The organism is Pedobacter aquatilis, assembly GCF_032678425.1.
In the GTDB taxonomy this organism is placed as follows: Bacteria; Bacteroidota; Bacteroidia; order Sphingobacteriales; family Sphingobacteriaceae; genus Pedobacter; species Pedobacter aquatilis_B.
The window spans coordinates 1-25,700 of record NZ_JAVTSG010000002.1 but is presented as its reverse complement, the minus strand read 5'-3'; the positions used below and the strand labels follow the sequence as shown (position 1 = coordinate 25,700).

18 protein-coding genes are annotated in these 25,700 nt (G+C 36.5%); 5 read left to right on the top strand and 13 right to left on the bottom strand.

Features of this window, described 5'->3' with window-relative positions:
- Positions 1-133: 133 nt before the first annotated feature.
- The 10 genes from R2Q16_RS06120 to R2Q16_RS06075 form a co-directional block, all read right to left on the bottom strand.
- A complete protein-coding gene (locus R2Q16_RS06120) occupies positions 134-1,957 on the bottom strand; it encodes a 7TM diverse intracellular signaling domain-containing protein (protein WP_316735815.1) in 1,824 nt (607 codons plus the stop codon).
- A 282-nt stretch (positions 1,958-2,239) separates the two neighbouring features.
- Positions 2,240-3,997, bottom strand: a complete 1,758-nt coding sequence (locus tag R2Q16_RS06115; RefSeq protein WP_316735813.1) for a RagB/SusD family nutrient uptake outer membrane protein — start codon at positions 3,995-3,997, stop codon at positions 2,240-2,242.
- A 16-nt stretch (positions 3,998-4,013) separates the two neighbouring features.
- Complete coding sequence (locus tag R2Q16_RS06110; protein ID WP_316735811.1) at positions 4,014-7,040, bottom strand: TonB-dependent receptor; 3,027 nt, start codon at positions 7,038-7,040, stop codon at positions 4,014-4,016.
- Between the two features lie 199 nt (positions 7,041-7,239).
- Complete coding sequence (locus R2Q16_RS06105) at positions 7,240-8,316, bottom strand: aminoglycoside phosphotransferase family protein (RefSeq protein WP_316735809.1); 1,077 nt, start codon at positions 8,314-8,316, stop codon at positions 7,240-7,242.
- 128 nt (positions 8,317-8,444) lie between these two features.
- Positions 8,445-9,797 carry a Gfo/Idh/MocA family protein gene (locus R2Q16_RS06100; RefSeq protein WP_316735807.1) on the bottom strand — a complete coding sequence of 451 codons (1,353 nt, stop codon included), beginning with the start codon at positions 9,795-9,797 and terminating at the stop codon, positions 8,445-8,447.
- A 25-nt stretch (positions 9,798-9,822) separates the two neighbouring features.
- A complete protein-coding gene (locus R2Q16_RS06095) occupies positions 9,823-10,371 on the bottom strand; it encodes a discoidin domain-containing protein (protein ID WP_316735805.1) in 549 nt (182 codons plus the stop codon).
- A 92-nt stretch (positions 10,372-10,463) separates the two neighbouring features.
- Entirely contained in the window at positions 10,464-11,780 is a 1,317-nt protein-coding gene (locus R2Q16_RS06090; protein WP_316735803.1) for a DUF3472 domain-containing protein, read from the bottom strand.
- Positions 11,781-11,792: 12 nt separating this feature from the next.
- Positions 11,793-13,283 (bottom strand): RagB/SusD family nutrient uptake outer membrane protein, encoded by a 1,491-nt coding sequence (locus tag R2Q16_RS06085; RefSeq protein WP_316735801.1) that lies wholly within the window; start codon positions 13,281-13,283, stop codon positions 11,793-11,795.
- Positions 13,284-13,302: 19 nt separating this feature from the next.
- Positions 13,303-16,215: a TonB-dependent receptor gene (locus R2Q16_RS06080; RefSeq protein ID WP_316735800.1), complete on the bottom strand. Its 2,913-nt coding sequence runs from the start codon at positions 16,213-16,215 to the stop codon at positions 13,303-13,305.
- A 611-nt stretch (positions 16,216-16,826) separates the two neighbouring features.
- Positions 16,827-16,988: a hypothetical protein gene (locus tag R2Q16_RS06075; protein WP_316735799.1), complete on the bottom strand. Its 162-nt coding sequence runs from the start codon at positions 16,986-16,988 to the stop codon at positions 16,827-16,829.
- A 180-nt stretch (positions 16,989-17,168) separates the two neighbouring features.
- Here R2Q16_RS06075 and R2Q16_RS06070 point away from each other — a divergent pair, with 180 nt between their 5' ends.
- On the top strand, positions 17,169-17,489 hold the full coding sequence (locus R2Q16_RS06070) for a hypothetical protein (RefSeq protein ID WP_316735798.1): 321 nt from the start codon (positions 17,169-17,171) through the stop codon (positions 17,487-17,489).
- 32 nt (positions 17,490-17,521) lie between these two features.
- Positions 17,522-19,036, top strand: coding sequence for a DUF4394 domain-containing protein (locus R2Q16_RS06065; protein WP_316735797.1), 1,515 nt, complete (start codon positions 17,522-17,524; stop codon positions 19,034-19,036).
- 54 nt (positions 19,037-19,090) lie between these two features.
- Here R2Q16_RS06065 and R2Q16_RS06060 read toward each other — a convergent pair whose 3' ends face one another.
- Both R2Q16_RS06060 and R2Q16_RS06055 read right to left on the bottom strand, forming a co-directional pair.
- Positions 19,091-19,447, bottom strand: a complete 357-nt coding sequence (locus tag R2Q16_RS06060; protein ID WP_316735796.1) for a response regulator — start codon at positions 19,445-19,447, stop codon at positions 19,091-19,093.
- Between the two features lie 72 nt (positions 19,448-19,519).
- Complete coding sequence (locus tag R2Q16_RS06055) at positions 19,520-20,722, bottom strand: glycosyltransferase family 87 protein (protein ID WP_316735795.1); 1,203 nt, start codon at positions 20,720-20,722, stop codon at positions 19,520-19,522.
- 225 nt (positions 20,723-20,947) lie between these two features.
- Here R2Q16_RS06055 and R2Q16_RS06050 point away from each other — a divergent pair, with 225 nt between their 5' ends.
- Genes R2Q16_RS06050 through R2Q16_RS06040 form a run of 3 tightly spaced genes read left to right on the top strand, consistent with a single transcriptional unit; the run spans position 20,948 to position 23,834 of the window.
- Positions 20,948-22,129: a glycosyltransferase family 87 protein gene (locus R2Q16_RS06050; protein ID WP_316735794.1), complete on the top strand. Its 1,182-nt coding sequence runs from the start codon at positions 20,948-20,950 to the stop codon at positions 22,127-22,129.
- The gene (locus tag R2Q16_RS06045) at positions 22,126-23,058 is read left to right on the top strand and encodes a glycosyltransferase family 2 protein (protein ID WP_316735793.1); all 933 of its coding nucleotides are present in this window, start codon (positions 22,126-22,128) and stop codon (positions 23,056-23,058) included. Before R2Q16_RS06050 ends, R2Q16_RS06045 begins: the two co-directional genes overlap by 4 nt.
- Entirely contained in the window at positions 23,058-23,834 is a 777-nt protein-coding gene (locus R2Q16_RS06040; RefSeq protein ID WP_316735792.1) for a polysaccharide deacetylase family protein, read from the top strand. The genes R2Q16_RS06045 and R2Q16_RS06040 overlap by 1 nt, the downstream gene beginning before the upstream one ends.
- A gap of 8 nt (positions 23,835-23,842) precedes the next feature.
- Here the strand turns inward: R2Q16_RS06040 and R2Q16_RS06035 are convergent, their stop codons facing one another.
- Positions 23,843-25,603: a S8 family serine peptidase gene (locus tag R2Q16_RS06035; protein ID WP_316735791.1), complete on the bottom strand. Its 1,761-nt coding sequence runs from the start codon at positions 25,601-25,603 to the stop codon at positions 23,843-23,845.
- Positions 25,604-25,700 lie beyond the last annotated feature (97 nt).

Sequence of the window (25,700 nt, the reverse complement as noted above, 5' to 3'; positions counted from 1 at the left end):
TTTCAATCGCAATTGATTTCAACAAAATCGGCCTTTATTAAGCATTAAAAGCGCATCACCAATTTTATGGTAATACGCTTTAAAAACATTTATTTTTATTTAAGAAATTTCGATGTAATTCGATTACATGGCTTTAAATAGGCTCTTCTAGCAGTAATCTGCTCCAACCGTCCTCACCTGCCTTTTTAATTTCATCTTTTTTCTGTTCAAACAATTTCTGCATTTTAGAATTATAAGTCCAGCAGGTACTTTGCCTAATAGAAAGCAGGTTAGAGAGTTTATAGGAAGAAATTTTTCCTTTAGAGCTACACACCAGAAATAACATATACAGCGCTTTATTAATTGGAATACGGCTATTTTGCAGCAAGGTATTTGCCGTTACAGATTCATCATAGCCACATTTTGTGCACCTTCTGCTATGAATGGTTTGCCCGGCCAAAAAATGTGTATTTGTACAGCGTTTGCAGCTGTAGCCTTTTGCCCATTTAAGTTCTGCTATGTATTTATAGCAATGTTCCTTATCAGGATAAATCCGGCTAAATTCTTCAAACTCGACCATCTTGGCACCTAATCTTGCTTTTGTTGCCCGCGTTATGTTCAGGTTAAGTTCCTTATTATCTTTCTTTAGCATCGAATTCATTAAAGAAATTTCGAGATTTTGCTGTTCGATAATTTTCGCTTTAGTTTGAATCTCCTCAGTACGTTGTTCAACAAGAATAGATAATTCTGCGTTTAAAGTTTGATTGAGTTTATCATTGAGCCTTAATTGTTCAATAACCCGTTTTTGCGCCCGGCTTTTCTTTTTTCTTAAGGTTCTGATGCTGTTTCCAATTGCGAAGGATACAATAACCATTTCAATAACAAAGCAAATACTCAGGCTATAATAAACGAGCGGTCCGTAAGGCAGCCATTTCAAAAGCAACAAAATCTTAATCGCAAAACCAACTACTAAAAACCCGTACCCGATGATGAGAAATAGTGCAGGTTTATAGCCTTTTTTATCAACATCCAAACCTGCAAAAAACACTATCAACAGTGGAATAAGTTCGATGATTTTAAAGTTAAATAAGGGAGTATACCAAAGGCAGGCAATGAAAAATAGTGTACGAAGTAAAATTGCGCCAACTACAACCTTATAAAAGACAGGTGATTTAGCTTTAAGAAATAAAAAGTTGATGGTAAAGAGCATCCCGAAGATGCTGCTTAAAAACAAGGCTACACCAAAGCCATAAATATTTAGCAGTGGATAATCTGGCCATAAATATTGAAAAGCGATTCCATCGTTACACATTTCGTACAAACCTATGCTGAGGTTGTAGAGCACATAAAATAGATACTGCCTACCTTTAATCGCGAAATACATTAGCAGGTTGTAAAGGCAAAACACGATAATCATACCGTAGAATAATCCGAAAATGAAATACTCGCCTAATGCATAGCCCACAAACCAATGTACATCGCGAAGCACAACAATGCCACTTACAGAATTGGGAGATTTGATTCTGAAATAATACGTGCTTTCTGCATCAGAGTTATTGGCTAAATCAACCGTAAAATTTTTATGTTGATAGGCACGTTTTCCAAACTTATAATTTGTACCGAATCCATTCAATTTAAAGCGATTTGCTCCATCAGGTGTATATAAGTTTAACTCTGCAATGGATTGATCAAAAAATTCTAATATCCAGCGATTAGTTGATTTCGCATTGTGTTTAATCTTAAATCTATACCAGTATGCAGCACTAAGATTGTAGTTTTTTGGTATCCGATTTGGATTTGGGCGAAATCGCTGCTGTTGTGCTTTACTTAGTATTTGATTGATGTTTAGCTCGCCTGATGCATCTTCCAAAACATCCAATTGATTATAAGTAAAAATTTGATGTGGTGTATGATCATCAATTTGCAAGGGTACTTGTGCTTTGAGTTCAATCTGAAAAAATAATATGCATGCTAACACACACAAAATATTTTTTATCGAACAGAGTTTTTGCAAAAAGTAAATCTTGCTGTTTGACTGAGATGATTTGAGTATCACTTGAAATAATGGTTAGTTAATCCATTATACAAAAAATTGCAGATTAAATTAAGATAAAATCTAACCAGGAAAGCTAATTATTTGAATAGGTTAATTTCAATCGATTGAAATTTTATCGAAATAATAATGCGGAAAAGGCTTTTGTTTCACACTAAAAGAGCCTACTGAATACATGTTAAAATATTCAGTAGGCTCGGTTATTTATTATTGATAGCCTGGATTCTGTCCAAATTCTGCTCCATTTAACAAAGCATTCAGTTCGGTTAAGGGTACTGGCCTTAATCTATGAAATGCTTGCACCGCAGTAATATCGGGATTTGCAGATTTGATACGGGCCACAAACTGATCGCCTGTTAGAGTACGTTTTAAATCAAACCATCTGATTTGCTCTCCACAAAGTTCTCTGGCACGCTCATCCAAAATAAAATCTATACCACCATTTTGTACCGCAGCCGCTGTAGTTTGCATAGCAGCCGTTTGGTTTACCGGTGTTTTAACTGCGGCTCTTGTACGCAAAACATTCAACTGTGTTGCTGCTGCACCAAAATTTCCAAGTTGGAACTCCGCTTCGGAAGAGATTAAGTACATTTCTGCCAAACGCATTACAATTACGTCGTTAAAACCAGGCTGTGAATTTGGAACAGTGCGGGTATTATCCAAAAACTTTTTTAATGCCACAAAATCAGTTAGCGATTTTATAGTACCATTAGCATTGTATAAATCATCTCTATCTACCACCACATAAGGTTTAGTTGCCTTATCAGCCACAACATTTTTGGTAATTTGTAGCGACAAACCAGTACCACTTACTACAGGTGTGCCAACAACACTTGCCGCTTTACTATACGTTGCAGCTTGTGCAGCTGTCCACGTAAACGCTGTTGAGCCGCTTGTTGTAGAATTTGCCAACCAGTTTTCCTGAAAACTTGCTCCATAACGAGCATCAATTTGCTCATTAAAAAGATCTAAAAGAAAACGTGTTGGCTGTAAACGACGTTGTCCATCAAATCCGTAAGGTATACTTTGAACCAATCCTGGTTTATTACTGTATTGAGTTAAATACCAGGCGTGTAATCTATTTGCATTACCATCATAATCAATCGCTGTATTTGTAGAATTACTGATAATATATAAAGCTTCCTTATTGTTTTTGTTATTTGCCGGATTCCACAAATCAGTCGGACTTGTCCATAAATCCGTACCTATTTCCGATTTACGGGTAATTACTTCGTTTGCAGTATTACGGGCCAGTGTAAAATATTCTGTGCGCTCTGTACCTGTAGCGTAATATGCTCTTGATAAATATGCCCGGGCTAAAAAACCTAGTGCTGCTTTTTTTGATGCACGGCTGTATTCTGCGCCCCAGAAAGAAGAAACCGGTAAATTTTCCGCAGCAAACTTTAAATCGCTGATTATTAAATCGTAGAAAGCACTAACCGGACTACGGGTTGCGGTTAATTCTACCGTTGTTGTTTCTTGGGTACGTAAATTAATTCCACCCCATTGCTCTACAATGTGCCAGTAATAAAATCCGCGAAGAAATCTTAATTCTCCCAAACGACGGTTTTTTTCTGCCGCATCTGTAAATCCAGCACTTTCGATACGATTTATCCCTGCATTACAAAGGTTTACTGCCCTGTAAAACAACCTGAAAGGGGCTAACGAAGAACTTGGCGTTGCGCCCGATAAACCTTCATAACGTGTAAGTTGATTAGCATAGTTTGCCTTATTTGCGTTAAACCATAAATCAGTTCCACCTTCAGAAACCAATAAACCATCTTCTTTACCATACCAAGCACGTTGCTCTTGATAAGCACCGTTAACAGCCGTAACAAATCCTTGTGGCGTAGTCCAGGTTGCATCTGCCGTTGCTCCACCCGGGTTTACTTCATCCAAACGTTTTTCGCAAGAAACTAAGCAAGCTGAAAAAAGCGTAGCGAATAATAATATATTCTTTTTCATAATAATTTCTTAAATGTTATAAATCAAGGTTGAAACCAAATACAAACTGGCGGCTTAATGGCGATGATTCTGCACCGCCACGCTCTGGGTCATAATCTCTCAATAATTTATTTTTTGAATAAGTGAAGATGTTTGAACCTGTTGCATAAGCCCTTAACGAACCTATTTTCAATTTATCCGTAATGCTTTTTGGTAAGGTATATCCTAATTGTATATTCTTAATTTTAAAGAATGAACCATCAATATATAATAAAGACTGGTATTGATTTGGATAAATACTTGATAAACCATTACCCTGACGAGGACGAGGGAAATCATTTGAAGGATTATTAATGGTCCAATAGTCGAAATTATCTGGCCCGTTTGCAACACCACCCGGATTGTACCTGCCAACAAATTCTGCTTTAACAGTTTGTCCGTATCTTGCAATCAAGAAAATGCTTAAGTCCAGATTTTTATACCTGAAATTATTTTGCAAGCCACCAAACCATTTTGGCTGAATACCACCAATAATCTGTCTGTCGTTTGTTGGATCAAGAATACCATCACCATTAACATCTTCTAATTTGATGTCTCCAAACCTAAAAGCCTGCCCTGCTAAGCTTAATGCACCAGGATTTTCATTTAATTGCCAAATTCCGAGCTTTTTGTAGGTATAAAATACTTTTACCTGCGAACCTATAAATAGCGAATTCTCTTCGGGGTTATTAGAAGCCACAATGTTTCTACCATCAATTAGAGCGGTAATTCTTTCTTTATTACGAGAAAATGTTGCGGTTGTGCTCCATGTAAAATCCTTTGTTTGAAAATTAACCGTTGTTAAACTTGCATTAATACCACTGTTAAGTGTTGCACCGATATTTTGAGTGATGGTACTTTGTCCGCTTGTTAATGGAAGCCCTCTGCTTAGAATAATATCAGTAGTTTTTGTGCGATATAATTCAAGTGAGCCAGAAATTCGGTTGTTGAATAAACCGATGTCCAATCCTGTATTTAAAGTTGCCGAACGTTCCCAACCTAAATCCGGATTGGCAACTGCACCGCTGAAACCAAATGCCGGAACGGGTACTTCACCAAAACCCATTGGTACGGTTGTGATTAAACTTTGTGAGCCATATGGCGAAACACTACCGGAATTACCCGCAGCGCCATAACTTGCCCTTAATTTTAAATTGCTGATTTGCTTCAGGCTTTTCATAAAAGCTTCGCTGCTAATTACCCAGCCAACAGAAGCTGATGCGAAATCATCCCACTTTCTACCTGGTGCAAGAACTGAAGCTCCGTCCCAGCGCTGTGTTGCCTGAAAAAGGTATTTGCCCGCATAACTGTAGTTTAATCGCCCTGCGAATGCTAATAAATCGAACCTTGTAAAACCCGAAGTGGTAACCCTGCTTGATGCTTCTGTGCCAAAAAGGTTATTAAAACCTTGCGACGGCAATACCTGTCTGATACCCGTTGCAGAGTTAACATCAGCATCGCTGTGAATGTAACTCGATAAAGCCGTTACCGTAAAACTGTGCTTGTTAATATCTTTAGTGTAGGTAATAACGTTATCCCAGTTATAATACCTCCCATTATTATTGGTTAGCGAAGCGGATGCATACCTAACTGTATTTTGGGCATTCGAAAACTGATCGTTAAAAACACCTCTTCTACTGTTGCTTAACACTGTACCGAAATTCATCCGGTAGGTTAAACCTTTAATTGGCGTTAATTCTGCAAAACCAGTTGCATTTACTTCAGTTCCTAAATTTTCATCAATGGCGGCACCAGCTCTTTCATCCGTTAGCGGACTTAAAGCGGTATTGCCTGTTGCAAAACCCGCCATTGGAAATATGTTGATACTCCCATCGGCATTATAGGGTGTACCAAAAGGAAATGCGGTTAAAGCTGCAGATAATGGATCTCTGCGTGCATTGGTTTTACTGTAGGCTAATTGACCTGTAATACCAGCCTTAAGCCAATTATTCACTTTATGCTCAATATTGTACCTGAAATTATATCGATTATAATCGTTGTTTCTAAGCGCACCTTCTTCGTTAAAATAACCTAATGAGAATAATGCTTTCGTTGCTTCAGAGCCGCCTTTAATGGTTACCGTATGGCTTTGCTGTCTGCCATTTTGGATGGCTAAATCCATCCAATTAACATTGGCACCCGCTTGAATAGCCGCTAATTCTCCTGCTCCATTAAAAATTTGAGCATCGGTTTGTGTAATTACTCCTGCATCATTTCTGAAAGATTCTCTTCTGAGGGTTAAGTAATCTTCACCTTGGCGTGGCGTTGGAAATGCGGTTTCGCCGTTAACGCCGTAGTAACCGTTGTAAGAGATTCTAGGTTTACCAGATGTTCCCTTTTTGGTTGTGATGATTACAACGCCATTTGCACCTTGCGAACCGTAAATTGCTGTCGATGAAGCATCTTGCAATACATCAATGGTTTCAATATCATTTGGGTTGATGTTGTTGATACTGCCTCCATTTTGCACACCATCAATTACATATAATGGTGAAGGGTTATTAGATATAGAACGTGTACCTCTAATCTGGATATTTACGCCTGCACCTGCACTACCGCTGCTTCGGGTAATGTCGACACCGGCAGCCCTGCCCTGTATAGCTTCAATGGCATTATGCGTTGGTGCTTTAACGATATCCGCCGCTTTAACAGAAGCTACTGCACCAGTTAAATCTCTACGCTTAATCGTTCCGAAACCAACCACAACAACCTCATCCAAATCATTGGCTTGCGATACCAAATTGATTTTAACATTTTGGTCGGTAGGCTGAATGACAATTGATTGATCTGCATAACCCACATACTTGATTAGTAATGTGTAGGGTTTATCTGTCGCAACATCAATTGTAAATTTCCCATTAACATCACTAACCGCCTTGGCATTTCCGCCGGAAACAGCAATATTTGCGCCTGGAACTGTGGTTGTTGTTCCCGATTCAAAGACTGTTCCACTAAGTTTTCGAGTTTGAGCCTGTACAGTAAAAACTGCAAGCACTAAAATGCAAGCGAGGTAAAGTCTGTTCATATTTATATTTGGTTTTAGGTCTGTTCTTTTAACATAAACGTTAAACGAACGCTTATCAAATATAAAAACAATATTTATTAGTGCACAAAATAAAATATTCCATTTAAGAGTAAAGGATCAACTAGCAGGAATATTAACCAAAAAAGCTACGTTTCCGTAGCTTTAGGTGTTATTTATTTTGGGGGTAATCGTAACAATATTAAGATATTAACTCAAGAACTTTGTTTCTATTTTCGATAATATCATTAAATATGGGTTCACTTTCTATGTATTTATTTAAGAGAAAAATTTGATTTTCAGCTCTGTTTAGATTGTGATTGGGGTTGGAAATTTTATAATAAATATCACCAGAAAGAAAGTCGGTTAGGAAACGTAAAGCCTGCATAAAAATCATAAACTTACCGCTGTAGATAAAGAGTTGTTTTTCAGATTGATTTAAGATTTTATCCATCTCTTCCATATAACCTTTGTAAATGGCGGCAAACATCTCCGGACGGATTTTTATGTTATCGAAATCTGTTTCTTCTTCGTTGGATGGCGAAAGATAAGTTCTCATCATATCGCCAACATCACTTATAAAATAGCCTGGCATTACGGTATCCAAGTCGATAACACAAAGGCCGCTACCGCTGTTTTTATCCAACAATACATTATTAATTTTAGTATCGTGATGAATTACTCTAACTGTTAATTCCTCCTGTTTAACCGCTTCATTGAAAATATGAACGATATCCAACTGCCTTTCTATTTCCTTTATCGCCCAAGCTGCCTGTTCTAATCTTGTCTTGCTTGCAATAGAAAGGGCTTGGTTGTATTGTTCTACCCTGAAAGGTAAATTATGAAAATCCTGAATGGAAATTTTGAGTTTTTTAGGGTTGAAGGCTTCCAGCATTCGGGTAAACTTGCCAAATTGTTTTGCCGCGTGGTAGGCCTGATCTGGGTTTTCTACTTCATCAATCGTAACCGAATTTTCTACATAAGGGAAAAGCCGGTATGCATTGCCATCAAGTTCTAAAACAGAATCGCCATTTTGTGCTTTAATCGGCCCTACAAAAAAGTATTTGGGTGCAACAATATCCAGATATTGCTTTATCATCAGCATATTATCTGCTATATCTTTTGGTGAAGAAAAGACATGAGTATTTATTTTCTGAAGAATGTATGCCCCCTCCGGAACAGAAATTTTCCATGTATTATTAATCAATCCGCTCCCGAAAGGTTTAAGTTCAGCTTTGGTTTTATCTAACCCAAACCCCTCTAATACTTTTTCAATCATATGATTTGCTAAAATTCTATCGTTAATTTTTGATGCTGGTATTTCTTAAGGGATGATTTGAACTTGCAGATTTTTTGATTAATCTACAAGTCCAATATCCACCAATTTTATACGAACATTATTTTTTGCTAAAAGCCACTATCATCCAGGGCGAAAGTATTTTTTCTTTCTTTCCATTTGCCTTTTGTAAAATCAGGAAACTTTTGTGGCATATTACCTTCTTTTAATGATTTTGTAGAAAGCGGTACAATTACACTCATCGTTACCGAATCATAAACATCAATTGGCGTTTGTCTTTTCTGCTTTACCGCCTGGATAAAACCATTAAACACAAACCAATCCATACCGCCATGACCAGCACCAACCGCTTCTTTTTCATATTTTTTCCAAAGTGGATGGTCATATTTATCGAACCATTCTTTTACTGGTTCCCATTTATCATTGCCTTTAGAGTTCTTCTCAATATAAATTGATTTATTTACATCCATCCAGATGCCATCCGTTCCCTGCACTCTGAATCCGATAGAATATGGACGTGGTAAATGCGTATCGTGACTTAATAAAACAGTTTCGCCATTGGCGCAATTCAGCAATGTTGTCGTTACATCACCGTTCTTATAATTAATTTTTGCGTTCGGATGACCTGGCGACATATCTTCAACATAAGCCGCTAAACCACGGGCTTTTGAACTGAATGAAACCAAGTTGGTAAAGCGATTACCTCTGTTAATATCTGCATATTGCATAATCGGCCCAACACCATGCGTTGGATATAAATCTCCATCCTGATCGATATTAAACTGCGTTCTCCATTGCGCTTCGCTTAAAGCTTTCGGGCCATATTCCACCCCATTACCGTAATAAGATTTCCCATCATTGAACAATACATTTCTTAGGTTATGCTGATAACCACCTTCTAAATGCACCAATTCTCCAAAAACACCTTGCCTAACCATATTTAAAGCCGCCATAACATCTCTTCGATAACAGACATTTTCCAGAGTCATATAAGGCATACCTGTTTTTTCAGAAGTATTCACAATATCCCAATGGTCTTGAACGGTAAGGCCTGCAATAACCTCACAACCCACATATTTACCTGCATTCATGGCATCTACAGCCTGGTCTCTATGGAACTGCCAAGGCGTTGCAATAATTACGGCATCAATGTCTTTTCTATCCAAAAGCTTTTTGTAGGCATCAACTCCGCCAGTATATTCTGTTGCGGCCGGCCTGCCTTTTTTGGCAATAAAAGCACGACAAATTTTCAGCGAGCTTTCCTGCGTATCGCAAATGGCCACAATTTCTACATCATCTCTTAAAGTACCTTCAGAAATATGGCTCATGCCTCTTGCACCAACACCAATATAGCCTAACCTAACTTTTGCACCATCAGATTTTGCGAAAAGTGTTCCGCCAGGTAAAATTGTAATGCCTGCTGCTGTAATTGTACTGTTTTTAATAAACGCTCTACGTTCCATTATTCTATTGTTTTTATAGGTGATCTTATTTTACTGTAAATACATCAATTTCTGCCAAAAAAGTGTGTTTTGTTGTTCCCGTTTGGCTTTCGGTAGCGGTAAGTTTTAAATAGCGGTAGGCATTGGCCGATGAAACCGGAAAAGTTTGCGGATCATTGGTGATGGCAAAATTAAATGTACCCAAACTTGTAAACGTCGTTCCGTTTGTACTGCCCTCTAAATTAAACTTTTTCATACCCGACCGATTTGGTGTTGCTGCTTGTCTGTTGGTAACCACTACTGCAACTAATTTACTTTCTTTTTTCATATCTAACAGTACCCAATGCGGATAATCTGGATTAGTTACGGTATAATCGGTATGCCAATAAGTTGCAATATTATTATCCAGCAAAGCTGATGCTTTACCAGTATTTTCGGCACCGTCTGGCGTTTCGCTATCTGCGGTAGCTGTCCAGGTGGTTTTATCCGCTTTTATAGCTGTAGATTTATCTTCAAATAAAATACTTTCTGCCTTATCGCACGATGCAGTTAGCAGTGTGAAGCCTGCCAATAGGCCAAATAAAATCTTTTTCATCTGTATATAAATTGTTTTTAATGGTGATGAAGCTATCTGATTTATTTATCCCACTGTGTGGTTTGAAAAATCGTGATGGTTTCATATTGATATTATTTTTTAGGAAGGTTGTTAAAATTAATTTCAGGTTTTACGCCAGTAGTTGTTCTGGTAAAATTTTGATTTACGGGCATATATTGGTCAAAAAAACCACCATTTTTTAGGTATAATGTTCCATTATCAATGCCACCTGCATAATCCATTCTTTGCTTATTGGTAACGGTAGCATCTCCTGTAAGCTTTGCTGATTTTACCTCTGTCCAAACCCCATCGCTGCTGCAAATCCATTGATTATTGGTTTGCATTTTTCTGCCCATGTATCCATTATAGTCGTAGAAATTTTCCAGAAATGAATGCAAGCCTGTTAAATAGGTATTGGTTAGCGGTCTTTTCCAGGTACACATAAAACGCCAATTGTTATTTTCAGGGTCTGAAAACCAAGCTGAGTAAAGGGTGTTACCTGCACCATCAGGTTTAGCCTGAGTTAAGAATTTATAGGTTACACCAGCTTTCCAATTGTAAACGATATAACTTTGTCCGCCTGTGCCTTCGCCGCCAAAGCGTTGTACCGTCACGCCTTCACCTTTCGAGGTTACTTCAGTGATTCCGGTTGCCGGGTCCCACACGGAGAATAGAATCCATCGGTCGTTTGCCCTGCTTTGGATGCCAAAATAACCTTGACCAAATCCATTTGCCATAAAATAAGAACCTGGATTATCTTCACCAACTGGCACCGTTAGTTCATTGTAAAACCACTCCACATTTGTTGATGCGGGTAAAGTGTAACTCAAATGCACCGATGGACCTCTACGCGACCAGTAATAATTTTCTGGGTCGTTAGCAAAAAGTAAGTTTGATGCCGTTGTTCCGCCAATCACTAAATCAGATATCTCGGCAAATGTATTTCCGGTTTTAGATAAACCCTGGATTTCTACTTTTATATAACCTTCTTTAGCAACATTGATTTTCCCAACATAAACATTTTTAACCTCGGTATTTGATGCCGTTACTTTATTAGTTACACCGTTTGCCGTAACATTAAACTGGCTCGTTCCGCTTGTAACTTTAAGCTTCAAACCCAATTTTAATTCTCCGGTTTGTTGTGCTCTAAAGTAAACTACACAAACTGTTTTATCGCTTGTCCAATTTATTAAGCCAGTTTTCTCAATCGTTTCAACAGCAGCTTTATTTTGTATAAAAGCATTTCCACCAAATGGCACTAAAATACCGTCAATGGTTTCTGCAATAGTTTCTGATTTAGGTTTTTCTGCAAACTCTTTTTTCTTACAGGCCAATGCGATTATTGCACAGGTCAGCATCATGCAGACACTATAAATCCTTACCGACCTTTTCAATTTTAACTTTTTCATAGAAAAGAATGATTAAGGATTTTGAGTAAGTGCCGGATTTTTATTTATTTCCGTTAGGGGAATAAATGATATTACACGATTATCGAAGGCGGTAACCGTTTGATTAACGTTTCCATTTACAGCCTGCGTACCCGGATAATTCCTAACCATCGAACGTCCGTTTCTAAATAAATCGTAAGCACGTTGCCCTTCGAAAGCATGTTCCAACCATCTTTCTTCCAATACAACATCCAAAATACTTTTACCAGAAGCCGCCACCGAAGCAATAGTATGCGTTGGAATGCCTGCTCTGGTACGGATAATATTCACATCATCAAGCGCAAGCTGTGCGTTACCCAGTTTTGCATTTGCTTCTGCCTTATTTAAGTACATTTCTGCCAACCTTAAATATACAGGAGAACTTAAGTTTACAATACCTTCCTGCAAATTATACTTGTTGATGTAGTGCATTGGCGTATTTGGTGTTAGTTTGGTATTATTCTGCACAACGCCATTTACCCTATAGCTTGAAATGAAACTTAATCTTCTATCTGCTGGATTTAAGGACAAGAAATCGTAGTATTTTTTGGAAGCGTATATTTCGCCCCAACCGCTAAACGCCTGGTTTTGCGCCACGCCATTTGCATCGCCACTGTAATACATCGAGCCAATTGCTGAGTAACCTCTATCTTCAGTTTTAATGTGGCGGGTACAGAAAATCGTTTCTTTATTTCCCTCAGGCGCAGCTCTAAAATAGGTTTGATATTCTGAACCTTGCAGTAATGCATATCGACCAGAATTAATCACAAGGTTTGCATATTCAATTGCTTTTTGATTATTCTCCTGATATAAATAAACCCTTGATAGCAAAGCATAAGCCACTTCTTTTGACGCAAAAGGATTTGTTTTAGCCACCGACATTAAATTTGCGGCTTTCAATAAATCGGCAATAACAAAATCATAAACTGCTGCAACCTTACTACGTGGAAGGGTAAGTTTTTGTTCTTCGCTTAAACCTTCCTTTAAAATTGGAATGCCCGCATTATCACCGGCATTTTGACTAAAAGGACGACCAAAAACCCTAACCAAATTAAAGTGCATCATCGCTCTGATGTAAAGATTTTCGCCTTTTAATTGCTTAAGGTCGGCAGTAGCATTATCATCAATTACTTCGATAATTTTGTTGGCTGCACCAGCGGCTTTGTAAGATTGGCTCCAAAACAATGAAGCGTGTGAGGAGTTAATCAGGTGTGTATATTTATAAAGATTGGATAAATCATCAGATGAATTTTGACCTTGCGCAATTTCATCCGAAGGGTATTCGGTAAGAAAGTGACCACTTCTCACATAATTTAAATCTTTAAACAATGCATAAGTGCCAATGGTTGCAGTTTCAATATCGCCAGCATTGGTTAATGCAGAGTTTTCATCAATTTGGGTCGATGGAAAATATTCTTTTCTGCAAGATGATGTGCCTAAAACCGTAGTTAAAATGGCAGCGAAAACTAAAATATTTTTTTTCATGATTTTAACGATAGAAGAATTAGAATGAAACATTTATACCAAACATAAATTTGCGGCTTGTTGGGTATTTGATGCTTGAATCGCCTGTTGCAAGGTCAACCTCAGGGTCAGTTCCAGAGAATTTAGTTAGTGTCCATAAATTATCGCCACTTACAAAAATCCTTGCCGATTGAAATTTGATTTTCTTCATTAAGGCATCCGGTAGGTTATAACCCAAAGTTGCATTACGAAGTCTTAGGTAACTTCCATCTTCCAAATATCTTGTTGAAGTTTGGTTTGACGCATCAGAACGGCCAAATACAGGTTTTGGGTGTGTGGCGATATCGCCGGGTTTTTCCCATCTCGACCAGCCCTTAGCCAAATTCATTTGGTTATAACTTTCATACAGTCCATCATTATCAAAATAAAAACGACTTGTATTATACACGTAGTTACCCTGTACAAAGTTGAAGAATGTACTTAAAGTGAAGTTTTTATAAGCAAAAGTATTGGTTAAACCGCCAGTAAATTTCGGCGCAGCCGTTTTACCTGTATAAACCCTCGAAGCCAAATTATAAGTATTGGTATAAAGCACATAACTATTGCCATCCGCATCCGAAATAGAATTTTGCCAAAGCGGTCTGCCATCCGTAGGATTTACCCCTGCCCAAACCGGCATAAACCATTCATCCATATTATGGCCAACACCAATTGGTTGTGTAGCGCCTGCATAAACTTCAGAACGACCTTGATTCACTTCCAAAACCTTATTTCTGTTCATTGCAACATTGAAATTAGTTTCCCAGGTAAAGTCTTTTCCAACAATGTTTTTTGAATTGATGGATAACTCCAAACCTCGGTTTCTGATAACACCAACATTTTCGTAAACCCCACTGTAACCTGTTGTGGCTGGCAATTCTCTAAAAAACAATAAGGATGAGTTCTTTTTCTGATAAGCATCAATACTAATATCAATGCGTTTAAACAAACCAATTTCTAAACCAATGTTTGCAGATTTTGATTTCTCCCAGGTTAAGTTTGGATTTGCCATTTGGCTTGGGGCAGCGCCAGGTAAACCGGCATAACTTGCACCTGAATTAATGTTATACAAACCCATTGAAGCGTAATAACCAATACCATCGGCATTACCTGTTGTACCATAACTACCACGAAGTTTCAAGAAGCTTATTGGTTTAACATTTTCCATGAATTTCTCATTGGAAATAATCCACGAAGCACCTAACTGGTAAAATGTTGCATCGGGATTGTTGCTTCCAAAACGTGATGAATATTCGTTTACAACTGAAGCAACCGCAAAATACTTATCTGCAAGGCTATATTCTACCTGACCCAGATATTTTATAAACTGATAGTTATCATAACCACCTGATGGATTACTTATAATATCTGTTGCGGTACTAAATGCATCCCTTCCTGCCGGAAGTCCTTTGGCATTTGCGCTGTTCGAATCTGAATAACCTTTTTCAATCTCGCCAACTGCTAAAGCGCTAATGTTATGTTTACCCAACGTAACGTTATATTTAATTCTGTTTGATGATAAAAGTGTTGAAGAGAAAGCATTGCTTACATAAGCACTTCCGTTATTTACCGCACCATCTTTTGTACGTTTATCATAATATGAATTACTACGAGAGTTAAAAATATTGGCCCTGTTGTATGATGAAATGGTTAAGTTATCTAACAAAGTGTAATCCAGATTTAAATCTGCAGTAGTTCTGTAACTTCTCGCCTTTGAATAGTTGTATTGCAACGAATGGAGAAAATTCGATCTATCCCTGCCGTACCAGGTTCCATATCTGGCATCTACCGGAGTGCCATCTGGATTGTAAGCCGCATCGTATGGTAAGTTTAAATAAGATTGATAAACAGAACCTGCCGAATTGTAATTATCATTAATGTACAATCCATTTAACAGGGCCGTTAGCTTAAGGCGTTTCGTTAATTGAGAAATGATATTTGCCCTTAAACTGTATTGTGTTTTATCATTATAAATCTGAGTTCCTTCTTCTTTATAATAATTGCCAGCCAAGTAAAATTGTGTTTTTTCTGAACCACCACTAGCACTTATACCGTGGTTATTAATCATTGCGGTTCGGAAACCTAAATCCCACCAATCTGTATCATTATTTAAAACACCAGCCGCTGGCGTAAAAAATGTGCTTTGGTAGTTATACAGTTCTTGCGCATTCATCAAACTAAAGTTGCCCATAGTTGCATTCGCAACACCCAGTACAGAACTTAAGTTAAATTTAGTTTCGCCATTTTTACCTTTCTTAGTAGTTACGATGATAACACCATTGGCCGCTCTGGAACCATATAAACCCGTTGCAGCAGCATCGCGTAGAACGGTTATCGATTCAACATCAGCCGGGTTATAAGAACCGCCAATATTTCCATCAACAACATACAATGGCCCTGTACTGGCATTAATGGTTCCGGCTCCTCTTATTACAATGCTCGAACTAGAGGTTGGGTCGCCAGAGGCAGATGAAGCTACAACTCCGGGAACTTTACCTTGAATCAGGTTAGCTAAACTTACTGAAGTTACATCATTCAATTTTTCTCCTGAAACCACAGAAACCGCACTGCTGAGTTCTGATTTCTTTTTTGCAGAATAACCAACAACGGTTACTGCATCTAAATCTGTCGTGCTTTCTATGAGCGAAACATTAATGGTGTTTGAAGTAACTTTAATATTTTGCGTGGTATAGCCAATACCTCTAAAAACCAAAGTAGCATTTCTGGATGCTGTAATTTTATAAATACCATCAACATTAGTTTGAACATTTTGGTTTTTGCCCAACTCATTAATAATAATATTTGGAATGGGTTCGCCTTTAGTATCTTTTACTGTGCCGGTAATTGTTAATTCCTGTGCGCAGACGGCCAATACAGAGCCTAATAGGGTAAAAAATAGGATTAATTTCTTCATTTTTTTTAAACTTGGTTAGTTAGTTTTTTTCATCAATTGAGATGTGAAGCGTAAATGATTTGAGGGAAATGTTAAATGCTATTTCATTCCCGTATCGGATAAAATGTTTTGGTCATAGAAGTTTTGTTACGTGGTTAGCCTTACTGTTTTGACCAAGGTAGGCGGAAGAAAGTAATGTTGAATGGGAAAACTAAACGCAAACGTTTGATATGTTTTTTGCGTTATTTCTTCAGATAAAAGAGATTTCAGCCAAAACCTAATTGTCTTTTTATTGTAATGACAAAGTCATCACAACATTAAATAGATATTAATCGAATTAATCGTCTAACTAGGAAAGCGGATGCAGCATTATGAAAAAGCAATAGAATTAATGCTGCGCAAACGTTTGAGAAAATGAAGAATATGGAGATATATTGATGAAAATCAACGACAAGAAAGCATATAAAAGACCGTTTAAATGCTTTAAGCAGATATTTTTAAGATATACTGATACAGAATAGAAAAATTATATCCTACTGATAGGAAAAATCATATTCAAATGAATATTGAACGAAATAGCGAACAAATCAATCGGTAAAATTGATTTTTTTTATCAGAAGATGTGTTTATTATTACTCTTCCGAATCACTTTCTAAATTTTCTAATAGATAACGAAGAAACAATTCGCGATTTTGCTGCGTTTCCGAAGAATTATCACTTATCGTTACAGAATCAGAAGATTGATTTTTAATCATTGAATGATTTTCTGAGTTTGAGTTGTGTAAAGATGCCATAGCTTATGAATTGTTATACCTAATTAACTTATCTAACCCCTTATTGTTTACTATTATTTTATTTTTATCGTAACAATCCTGGTAGGATACTGTTAAATTTTAAAAACAGTAAAATTAAAAACCAGACGTTGTGTTACTACGTATGTAAGTTTTAGAATTGGGCTTCTGGCAAAACTTACGATGAAAAAAATTTACCTCTTATTTTTCTTATCATTTTTCGTCTTACTTTCGGTAAGTGCCAAAGCCATTACTCCTGTAATTTCGAATCTGGTTAAATCTTTACCTAAAGAAGATTTAGAAAAAGAAAAAATCGAGACCTCTGATGAGGAAGGCCAAGAAACCGGAACATTAAAAACAACAGAATTTATCTTGAATCAGTTTTGCAATTCGATATTCTTGCGAAAGTTAAAAATCACGTATTCAAATCATAATATTTTTCTTCCCACAACTTATTTCAAAGTAGCTAAGCAACCCCCTAAAAAGCCTTTATTTTTCGAATAATTAACATAATTCCTTAAATAAACTTTATAACAATGCTTAACATTAAACATACTTTTCTAGCGGTACTTTGTGTAGTATCTCTAATATTTTCATCTTGCAAAAAGGACAGAAACTTTAACGATCCTTTAACTCCCGGACCTGATGTAAACTTTTATGCTTTAACAGCAGATAGCAAACTTTTGCTCATTAATGCAAAAACACCATCTTCAGTAACCTCACAAGTCACAATTTCTGGCTTACAAACTGGCGAAACGATTCTTGGAATTGATTTCAGACCGGCAACAGGCCAGTTGTACGGTATTGGCAGCACTAGCAGACTTTACGTTATTGACCAAAAAACCGGAGTTGCAAGGTCAATTTCTGCATCGCCTTTTACACCAGCATTAAGCGGTACATCTGTTGCATTTGATTTTAATCCAACTGTTGATAGAATTAGGTTAGTAACCTCAAGCGGGCAAAATTTACGTTTAAACCCTGAAACAGGAACAGTTGCCGCTACTGATGGCGCAATTAATGGCGTAACAAATGCCAGGGTTACGGCTGCCGCTTATACTCAAAACAAAGCGGGCGCTACAACTACTGTGCTTTTTGATATTGATGTAGCCAATGATAAACTTCACAAGCAAGACCCACCAAATGATGGTAAACTTGTAGAAGTTGGTAGTTTAGGTTACGATGTAGAAGATGCAAGTGGCTTTGATATTAATCCTGATGGTACTTCTGCGTTAGCAGCTATGTCTGTTGGCGGAACATCATCATTATTCATCATTGATATAAATACAGGTAAAGCCTCAAAAGTGGGTAATTTCACACAACAAATTACAGGCTTAGCCATACCAACAGAACCTGTTGCTTATGCAATTTCTTCAACCAATGAGCTTTTGATATTCAACCATTTGGCTACAACTCCTACAATAATCGCAAAACCAATTACAGGAATTCAAGCAGGTGAAAGCATTTTAGGAATCGATATGCGCCCAATTAACGGACAAATATTTGCTTTAGGAAGTACCAGCAGAATTTATACCATCAACGCTTCTTCTGGAGTAGCAGCTGCCGTGGGTACAGGTCCATTAGCAACGCTTTTAGCCGGTACACAATTTGGTTTCGATTTTAATCCATCGGTTGATAGAATTAGAATTGTAAGCAATACCGGACAAAACTTACGCTTTAACCCTGCAGATGGAACGGTGATTGTTGATGGTAGCATTTCACTGTCAACAGCAGGAATTACCGGTTCAGCTTACACCAATAATGTTGCAAATGCTGCATCAACGGTGCTTTATAATATTGACTCGACTGGAGATAGATTGTACAAGCAAGACCCACCAAATGCCGGAACTTTAGTAGATGTTGGCGCACTTGGCGTTAACGTAGAAGCTGCAAATGGCTTCGATATTGGTTCAACATCAGGTACAGCCTACGGACTTTTCACAGTAGGTACAACGCAAAGAGTTTACACGGTTAATTTAACAACCGGAGCAGCAACAGCCTTGGGAACAGTTTCTACTTCGGCCAGAGCCTTTACAGTTGGATTAGGATTTTAAATCAGTCCCTCTAAATACCAAAGCCTCGAAATTAATTTTTCGGGGCTTTACTATTTATTCCATCAATCCATCCATAACTTCCAGCAGGTAATCTACATCGAAAGGTTTTTGCACAATTGCATCAGGTGTGCAATGGGCATCATCGATATCTATTAAAACCGCAGAAATTAAAATGATGGGAATATCTGCGGTATCTTGATGGCTTTTTAAATAGTTGCAAACAATCCTGCCATCCATATCACCAATCCAAATATCCATTAAAATTAAATCGGGCTTAAACTCCTTTATTACAGATTCTACATTTGTAATATTTAAGACGCCTTTTAAATCAAAATCCCTGTGTTGAAATAATAATGGAAATACATTTTGTAAATCATTATCATCATCAACAATTAATATTTTCTTACTCATAAAATAACATACATTTAAGGATAACGCCTAGATTGTATTATGGTTTCAAAAGGGATTAATTTTTATGGTATTTTAAGAAATATTTAGGTTTGAAACTTCTAATAAATGTTCTTCTTGTACCGCTGGTTGATAAGTCCAGGCCATATAAATTATCCTTAGCCAAACAATAAAAAATGGCAAACTTAAAATTGCAAGAGATATTGGATGTTTATGCGCCCAAACCGGAAACAGCAAGAGTGGGAAATTGCAGCACAAAACCAATAATGTAGGCAATAAAACCTTTCTTATCTGTTTGTCTTTTTCCAGGATGAACCAGATGCCAACACCAACAATTGATATTACATAAGTACAATCTTCTGAACTGGTGCTAAACAATACAGGAAATAGTAATGCCGAGGCTAATATTAACAACCTGAATGTTTTATCCTGAAAAGACGACCATTTTATAAATGGCAATAAGAAAAGAAATGCTCCAGGCATTAAAAACGCCAGGTTCGGAATATCATAATCGTAAATCAACGACCTGAAAAAACCAATAATTGAAATTGGAACAGACCCTTGAGTAGTATTGGTTAAGTTTTTCTCTGCAAGTGTTATAAACCATTCCTGATAAGATTCGAAAATGGTAAGTGGTGATGAGAAAAACATTGGTAAGATAAAAAGCACCACTGACCAAAAAATTAAATATAAAATGAAACGGGTTTTATTCTTCACGAAGAAGAAAAATGCCAAACCTAAAATGCCATAGAGTTTAATAAACGTTCCGAGTATGATTAACATGGAAGACCATAAACCTTTGCTATTATTTAATCTTGTAAAGCTTAGAATGATAAAAGCAGCAGCTGCAGCATTAAATTGCTGATTTAGCATCGATTCGATTAGGCATGGGATGGCAATATAACCAATGATTACACGCTTATCAGATTTGACTGGCAGCGTTTGCAAGGCATAGAATAGAATTACACAGTTAAATGTATTCCATAATATTAAACCAAGCCAGTTTGGTAACATTGCAAAGGGTGCGATAAATAATGAAAATATTGGTCCGTAATGGTTTACATCATCGTGGAATTGAGGATAATGTCCATAGAAAGATTGCTCAGTTATCAGATTCCTGAAAACATTTTCAAATATTAAATAATTATTAAAACGATGGGTTATTAAAGAATTTATTGCAAAGAATAAAGCAATAGCAAGCCAAATATAAAATACAATACCTTGCTTAGAAGTAGAAAAATTTTTTCCCCTTCTCAGTAATTCAGGAAAGTTAATCATTAGTTAATCTCGTAATAAGGATGTTACACAACAATATTAATTATTACATTTATCATCTCCAAATAATTTGGCAGAAAAAAAACATTTAGTATAATTAACCATACAACCTTACTCAAATTTTGGTTATATTTTAATAAATCATTCTTAACCAGAATATTATACTGTATAGCGATACTATATTTTGAGAGAAAGATAAATAACTATATTTGTGGCTCTAATCATAACATGAGTCTGAAAACTACCATCCCGAGCAAGCTGAAATCACTTTTACTGAATAAGCAATTTATCATAATTGTTTATTTGTTACTTGCTATAATTTCGGGGGTTAAACAATATAGCCACAACCATTTTAACAACTATCAGATCTACAAATACGTTTATCTACATACCGTCGAAAACACAAATTTGTATGCAGAATATCCAGAGTATTTAGATAGCAATCATTATGGTCCGGTTTTTTCACTTTTCGTTGCGCCTTTTGCCTTATTTCCCGATGCAGTAGGGACAATTTTATGGAATATAGCAAATGTGAGCATTTTACTCTGGGGAATTTTTAGTCTGCCAATATCAATTAATAAAAGAAAGATAATTGCCTGGATTTGCGCTCACGAAACGCTAACAGCATTATTCAGCTTTCAATTTAACATTGCCCTAACGGGATTAATTTTACTAAGTTTTTCCTACACTATTAAAAGGAAAGAAGTTCAATCTGCTTTTTTTATTGCCATAGGCACGTTGATAAAGCTTTACGGTATAGTAGGTTTGGCATTTTTCTTCTTTAGCAAGAATAAAATCAGGTTCATAGTTGGAGGTTTAGCCGCATTAGTAGTATTATTTATTTTGCCAATGGCGATATCTTCAACAGATTTTATAGTACAAAGCTATAGCGATTGGTATAATTCGCTAAAACATAAAAATGATATTAATGCTTCTTTAACCTCTTTTCAGGATATTTCCCTAATGGGTATGGCCCGCAGAATTTCTGGCAATGTAGCTTTGCCAAACGCACCGTTTTTACTTGGTGGAATTGTACTTTTTGCATTGCCATACACGAGGATAAAACAATATAAAAATTTAGGTTTCCAGCTTTTGCTATTAGCTTCAACATTAATTTTTACTGTTATCTTTAGTAGTGGTTCTGAATCACCTACCTACATCATTGCTTTTGCTGGTGTAGCCGTTTGGTTTATGATTCAGCAAAAACCAAAAAATATTTGGGTTATTGCTTTGTTTATCTTTGCCTTTATCTTAACCAGCTTATCGCCAAGCGATATTTTCCCACAATCTGTCAAAGAATTCATTCGTCTATATTCGCTTAAAGCTTTACCTTGCGTAATCATTTGGCTATGCATCATTTATCAAATGATGGTCGAAGACTTTGACTCATACTCTATTACCAATAAATGAACAAATTAGTTTCAATAGTAATTCCTGCATATAATGAGGCTGATAATATTTTCGTAATTGCCGAAAGTATTAAACAGGTTTTTGCATCTATTAATTATAGCTACGAAATTATTCTGGTTGATGATGGCAGTGCAGATAATACCATCGATAAAATAAAAGAGTATGCTGCACAACATGATAATATTTTCTTTCTGGAGTTCTCGAAAAACTTCGGACATCAACTTGCTGTAAAGGCAGGGATGGATTATGCCTACGGCGATTGTGTAATTTCTATGGATTGTGATATGCAACATCCACCTGAATTAATTACGGAAATGCTGAAAAAGTGGGAAGAAGGTTTTGAAGTGGTTTACACCATCCGCGAAGAAGATAAAACACTATCGAAAGGAAAAAGAAGTTCTTCAAGTCTATTTTACAAAACATTAAACTGGTTATCAGATATCGAATTAGAATCTGGCGCAGCTGATTTTCGCTTATTAGATCAAAAGGTAGTTAATGTTTTTAGAAATTTCCATGAAAACGAACCTTTTTTAAGGGGATTGGTAAAATGGCTAGGCTTTAAACAATTTGCAATAAAATATAATCCTGCGGCCCGTTTTTCAGGTCAAAGTAAATATACTTTAAAAAAGATGCTGAGATTGGCGTTGCATGGCGTAACGTCCTTCAGCATAAAACCACTATATTCTGCCGTTTATTTAGGTTTTACCTTATCATTCGCTTCCATATTATACATTCCATACATTATTTATGCTTTTGTTAACGATGTAGAAGTTTCAGGTTGGGCATCCGTAATTATGACCATTGTATTTTTTGGTGGTTTGCAATTGATAATCTTAGGCATTATTGGTATTTATGTAGGAAAGATGTTCATGCAAAGCAAAAACCGACCAAATTATATTATCCGTTCAACAAATATTCCTGTAAAATAATGGTGCTTTTAAGTTTTGATATTGAAGAGTTTGATATGCCTTTTGAGTACAATCGGGAAATTTCATTTGTTGATCAGATTGCAATTTCAAAAGCCGGTACCATAAAAATTTTAGATATTTTAGATAAATATGAAGTAAAAGCAACCTTCTTTTGCACGGTAACTTTTGCAGAGAACATTCCTGATGTTATTAAAAGAATTACCGAAAGCGGACACGAATTAGCGTCACACGGTTATTATCATTCAGATTTTAAACCCGAACACTTACTTCAATCAAAATTAAAATTAGAAGAGCTTTCGGGTAAAGAAATTACAGGTTATCGAATGGCCCGTATGATGCCTGTTGATGAAAAAGAAATTGAGAAAGCGGGTTACACTTATAATACATCTATAAACCCAACTTATTTACCTGGAAGATATAATAACCTTAATGTTTCGCGTACTTTTTTTACTAAAGAAAATGTACTTCAAATTCCGGCCTCGGTTAGTCCCTTAATCAGATTTCCATTATTTTGGTTATCCTTCCATAACTTACCATTATCTATATACAAAAGCCTGGCCAGCTGGACTTACAAAAAAGATAATTACCTAAACATCTATTTTCACCCTTGGGAATTTACAGATTTAGATGATTTTGAAAAATTTGGATTTCCTGGCTATGTTGTAAAAAATACTGGCGATAAAATGGTTACCAGGATGGAAAATTTAATCAGCTGGATGAAAGTTAAAAAGTATCCATTTGGTACTTTTCAAGAATTCATTAAAAGGATAAAATAAGCAACAATTTATTTATAAGTTTCGGCCAATTTTAAAGCATTGTAGGCGTTAACAATGCCGCCACTCACACAAATTTCACTAAAGGGAACTCTAACATTTTCGCCCTTTGCATTTTTATACTTCACCTTGTGCAAAACTTTCGTAACTGATTTTATGATGATTTCCCTAACCTGTGCTGGTTTTAAGTCTGGGTAATAACTCAAAATTAGTGCTGCCAAACCAGAAACTACCGGAGCAGCCATACTTGTTCCATCAGCATCTTCGTATTTTCCATCAGGAACAGTCGAGTTAATTAAAAAGCCCGGAGCAAAAACATCTACGTTATATTTACCATAATTAGAGAAATCTGCTTTCAAATTATCGCCGTCTTTATAGGCACTCGCCCCAACCTCAATCCAATTAGAAGCATTTGGCAGATTAAATTTTGCTGAATCTAAAGGAATTGGTTTAGCAAACGCACTGTTATTCAGCGGCGGTCTCATCCCCATACCATTATTTTGCATATTAGCTTTAGGTGGTGTAAAATCAGCTATAGTAGGCTTTTTATGTAATGCCTTATATTCAGCCGCTTCTTTACTTTCATAATATTTATTTGGGTAATTTTCTTCGATGTCATTATTTTGGTTGTCATTTCCAGCAGCATGCACTAAAAGAACATTTTTGCTTTCGGCATACTTTACTGCATCATCAACTATCTTTTTATCCCAGCTATAGCTTTTACCAAAACTCATGTTAATCACTTTCGCACCATTATCAACAGCGTAGCGAATACCATTAGCCACATCTTTATCTCGTTCATCACCAGTAGGAACAACTCTAATAGCCATGATACTTACATTTTCAGCCACTCCCATTATTCCTAATGAATTGACTCTGTTTGCACCAATAATTCCAGACACGTGCGTACCATGATGCGCATCAGGCCCTTTCACATCTTTATTACCGTAATCCTTTTGTTTAGAATTTGAATAATCATCACCAACTAAAGCTGCCCTCATATCGTACTTTGGATTAAGATTGTACTTAAGCATGGCGTCATACTGTTTGTAGCCGTCTTTTATGCTTTTATAAAACTTCTCAAAGCTTCCATCTTCTTTAGCGCCTTTCCTAATAATCTTCTTAACCTGCTCCTCAACCTCATCATCAGGCTTGTATCTTTCAACATCTTCCAAAGTAGGCACTTCTTTATTAAGCACTTTAGCAGCAGAATCCAGAACTTTATTTATAGCAATTAACACGGAAAAGGTATTGCTGGCATCTTCATATTTTTTTCCAAAATCGCCAACCATTTTCTTGTACAACTTAAATTCCGCCTTCTGTGTACTATCTAATGGGGTCAAATTCGTGGTAGATTGATATTTTGGAGTGTAAATTCTTAAGAGCCTTACCAATTCTAGATTATCATATTCTAGATTCCCGTTTTTGGAGCCAATGAAATTCCATCCATGTATATCATCAATGTATCCATTTCCATCATCATCAATGCCATTGCCAGGAATCTCTTTTGGGTTTGTCCACAGCACATCCTTTAAATCTTCATGTGCAATATCAACACCACCGTCGATAACCGCAACAATAATTTTCTGCTTAGGTTTTTTATCCTTTAGAATTTCACGGTATGCTTTTTCCGTACTGATACCGAAATAACCGTTTTCAATTAAATCCAAATTGAACCAGTTTTTAGGCAATTCTACATTCTTGCTTTGTCCAAATGAAGCAAAACTTATACACAGCAACGCTAAAAGAATCCCTAACCTGTTCAATTTCATGTTTATCAAAATCATACCAACGTAAATTACAATTATACGGTTTTATTGTCTTGAGGCTTTATGATTTAGCATATTTTAACAATAGACTAAAATTTAG